The organism is uncultured Catenibacterium sp. (assembly GCF_900540665.1).
Lineage (GTDB): Bacteria > Bacillota_I > Bacilli_A > Erysipelotrichales > Coprobacillaceae > Catenibacterium.
Genome location: NZ_UQGV01000116.1, coordinates 1 through 3211, shown reverse-complemented (window position 1 = coordinate 3211; position 3211 = coordinate 1). Strand labels below are relative to the sequence as shown.

The following is a 3211-nucleotide window of genomic DNA, read 5'->3' as shown; positions in this document are numbered from 1 at the left end:
TGCATAAATGGGGATTTTACAGATAAATACGGAGAAAATGGGGGAGTTTCTGCAAAAGCGATACATTGTAAGGTCGAAAATGATAATTGGCCGTAGTCCGGTTCCTGTTAGAGATGCTGATAACTGCGCGATACGGCGGTATCAACCTGTACCGGTGTCGTATCTTACCGCATTGGTGGAGCGATGTATGCTGCGCTATGCTCTTGTTGGATTTGGTGTGTAGTTTTATGCGCAAAACAAAAGAAGTTGAGGTTGGTCCTCAACTTCTTTTTGGGTATTAGTGATATATGATTATTAAACAGGGATTTCCGTCGATAACTTAGAAACCACTTGCAAATTCATCAATCCAGAACTCTCTTCCATTGTACCAATGTTTGATACGACCTAACGCAATTCCAATAAGCTGATCTCCATCATATAAACCAATAGATAAAGATAAGCGATTACCTACTAGATCATGCATATAAATAGATAGATCCTCTTCATTCCATTCATCATTCCATGGTTCCCTGGAGAATATCTCATTAAATAATTGTGATATCTCTTTGATATTTGCCAAACATATTTCTCTAACTTCCATAAAATCTCCTATTCTAATTCTTCAGGAAGAATAGAGTATACAACATCATCTGCCACTCCCTGATTATTTTTTCTATATTTTCTAAATGTTCCTTCATATTTCATACCTGCTTTTTGCATCACTCTACCTGAATGAGGATTATTTTTATCATGACTTGCACGCACAAGATCATAGCCTTCCTTAAATAAGTAAGAAATAACTTCTTTAAGTGCTTCTGCAACATATCCATGACCCCAATAAGCCTGCCCAATACAATAGCCGATTTCTACTGTGTTTGTTTTATGATCAATATTTGTGACAGAAATATTTCCAATGAGTGTACTCTTATCTTTTACTACAATCCCCCAGTTATATGCCTCACCCTTTTCATAAGACTGAATCCAGGAAGAAAGTGACTGCTTTGTGTCTTCTATACTTTGATGAGGTGGCCAAGTCAAATAACGAGTGACCTTTTCATCATTGGCCCAATGATGATACATATCATCTGCGTCTTCTATTTTAAATTCTCTTAACAGTAAACGCTCTGTCTCTAAAGAAGCCGTTCCATGACGCACTGTAGTTTGACATGAATATCGATTCTTTAATTGTTTTAAGATATCCATATGGGGTTGCTTCAAATGTTTTAACTGCAATTCTTCAGACACCCATTCTTCTTGTAAATAAAGAACGGTATCATCCATAGTTGTATAAGAATATTTGAGACACCCTTCATCAGTCGATGATAATTCCTGAATATGATTGTCTCTAATAGATTGATAAAAAGCATCTCTGTCTTCTTTATTTCTAAATGTATATGTTACATATATCTTCATTGTAAATCCTCCAATAATTGTAGTGCATAAGCCTTGAATTCTTCTTCTATATCACGATAATAATGTTCCTTTAAATCAGGTGTACTCATCAATGTGACAGAAGATCTATTTTCTTCTAAAGGCATCATCTCTTTTAATTCTGCTTCAAGTAATAGATGATCCAGTTCTTTCCATATGTTTCTTTCTTCATTCTTCAATTGAATATGAAAAGCTTGAAATATTGTTTCTAAAAGCTGGTCTTCTATTATTCTATACTCTTTCATCTGTTTTTTTATAGGCGTGATGAGATCACTCATATAAGCTTCACTGGCATCGTGAAACAAACATGATAAAACAACATGTTTACTATAGCCTCTGCTTTGTGCTTCTTTCGCGCAGTTGAGAGAATGCTGAGCCACAGAGTAGAAATATTTAATATGACCATTTCCTCGACATATAAGACTTAATGCATGAGCGATATCTTCTAGATGAATATCATCTTCCTTAATATGTAATGGATCTATTCTGTGACCACTAAACACATTCATCAATAACATAATCTTCTTAAACTACCTTCCTTAAATGTATAATCAGGTGTTTCAAATGGGTACTTGATTTCATCTTCATAATACCAAGGATCATCATGTGATGGATTCTTTAATAAATGAAATTCCTGAGCAGGCATATAACCTTGTGCAAGTAAGAAAGTCTTCTTTCCTTCTTTATTTCTACAAACATCGACAATCATCACGACATGTCCCGGTGAACCACCTTTTAAGAAAACATCTCCTACTCTAATTTCATTTAGTTTGATTGGTGTTGATTCACTTACCATGCTCGCACTTCCAGAATAGGCAAATACAATACGCAAATACTTCTTGAAACATTCATAAGAATCATCATAGGAAGCACTCTTTACATAAGATGCATGATCGTTCTTTATGACCACACGATACCCTTCTCTCCATTTCATATAAGATAATAAGAATCCATCACTTAAATGAAATTGAATCTTATCGTATTGTTTGGTGTTCCAGTAATATTCTGCATAGACTCTCATAACGGAGTCGGCACATTGCTGGAGATTTTCATTTTCTAGTGGAAGCTTAAAGACTCCAATCTGTGAACTTTGATTAAATTTCTTCTTTCCATTATATAAATGAATAGGACTGCCGTTTTCCTTTAACGGATATGTCTGTAAGAAATGTGCAAAATCACTTTGTTCTCGTGTATATCCTTTGGGTGTGGGAATACGTGTTTCTAATGTTGTTCCTTCTGAGTTAATATATTTTTTATTTTTAGTTGTTGAAGATGGTGCACAAGCTGTTAAAAGCACACCAAGAAGTAGTAGTATTATTATTTTCTTCATAAATTGACCTCAAATGATAAATAATGTAGCACAACACACTAATATAAAACCACTAAATATAAGAAAATTAGTGAATCGTATAGGAAATAAGTCTTCTTCGATAATAAAAGTATCGGGAGAGTTTGGATCATAGTCCACTGTCACACGTTTATTATTTTTAAAATATTTCATCTGAAAATAAGCGATAGAAGGTTTTCTTTCTATGAACTTACCTTCTGCATAATATTGAATTGTCATGATATAGAGATAAAGTTCATCCTGTTTGATTTCTATGATTTTCCCTGGAGCCTGCAAAGAACAGCGTGTCGCCTTTAGACGATACTTAAAGCGAGCAATCAGCCCTTTAACCATAATTACAATACCTAGGATGCATATAAGTACAAATAATAGTTTTTCCATAATAACCTCTAAAAAAATGGGTCTTTAATTTTTGTGGGGGTCAGACCTTCGCTCTAAATATTTGGGGGTCTT

5 protein-coding genes are annotated in these 3211 nt (G+C 34.4%); all 5 read right to left on the bottom strand.

Translation table 11 applies throughout. From position 1 onward, the window contains the following. Positions 1-319: 319 nt before the first annotated feature. The 5 genes from QZQ55_RS10730 to QZQ55_RS10710 are packed head-to-tail and all read right to left on the bottom strand — an operon-like array spanning position 320 to position 3139. Positions 320-580 (bottom strand): hypothetical protein, encoded by a 261-nt coding sequence (locus QZQ55_RS10730; RefSeq protein ID WP_295093198.1) that lies wholly within the window; start codon positions 578-580, stop codon positions 320-322. A gap of 8 nt (positions 581-588) precedes the next feature. Beyond that, positions 589-1392 carry a GNAT family N-acetyltransferase gene (locus QZQ55_RS10725; RefSeq protein ID WP_295093196.1) on the bottom strand — a complete coding sequence of 268 codons (804 nt, stop codon included), beginning with the start codon at positions 1390-1392 and terminating at the stop codon, positions 589-591. Then, a complete protein-coding gene (locus tag QZQ55_RS10720) occupies positions 1389-1928 on the bottom strand; it encodes an HD domain-containing protein (RefSeq protein ID WP_295093194.1) in 540 nt (179 codons plus the stop codon). The genes QZQ55_RS10725 and QZQ55_RS10720 overlap by 4 nt, the downstream gene beginning before the upstream one ends. After that, positions 1919-2740 (bottom strand): DUF4846 domain-containing protein, encoded by an 822-nt coding sequence (locus tag QZQ55_RS10715; RefSeq protein ID WP_295093192.1) that lies wholly within the window; start codon positions 2738-2740, stop codon positions 1919-1921. Before QZQ55_RS10715 ends, QZQ55_RS10720 begins: the two co-directional genes overlap by 10 nt. A gap of 9 nt (positions 2741-2749) precedes the next feature. After that, positions 2750-3139, bottom strand: a complete 390-nt coding sequence (locus QZQ55_RS10710) for a DUF3592 domain-containing protein (protein WP_295093190.1) — start codon at positions 3137-3139, stop codon at positions 2750-2752. Between the last annotated feature and the right edge of the window lie 72 nt (positions 3140-3211).

Excerpts from the sequence above, each read along its gene's own strand:
- QZQ55_RS10730 (WP_295093198.1), bottom strand. The coding sequence starts at position 580 with ATGGAAGTTAGAGAAATATGTTTGGCAAATATCAAAGAGATATCACAA.
- QZQ55_RS10725 (WP_295093196.1), bottom strand. The coding sequence starts at position 1,392 with ATGAAGATATATGTAACATATACATTTAGAAATAAAGAAGACAGAGAT.
- QZQ55_RS10720 (WP_295093194.1), bottom strand. The coding sequence starts at position 1,928 with ATGTTATTGATGAATGTGTTTAGTGGTCACAGAATAGATCCATTACAT.
- QZQ55_RS10715 (WP_295093192.1), bottom strand. The coding sequence starts at position 2,740 with ATGAAGAAAATAATAATACTACTACTTCTTGGTGTGCTTTTAACAGCT.
- QZQ55_RS10710 (WP_295093190.1), bottom strand. The coding sequence starts at position 3,139 with ATGGAAAAACTATTATTTGTACTTATATGCATCCTAGGTATTGTAATT.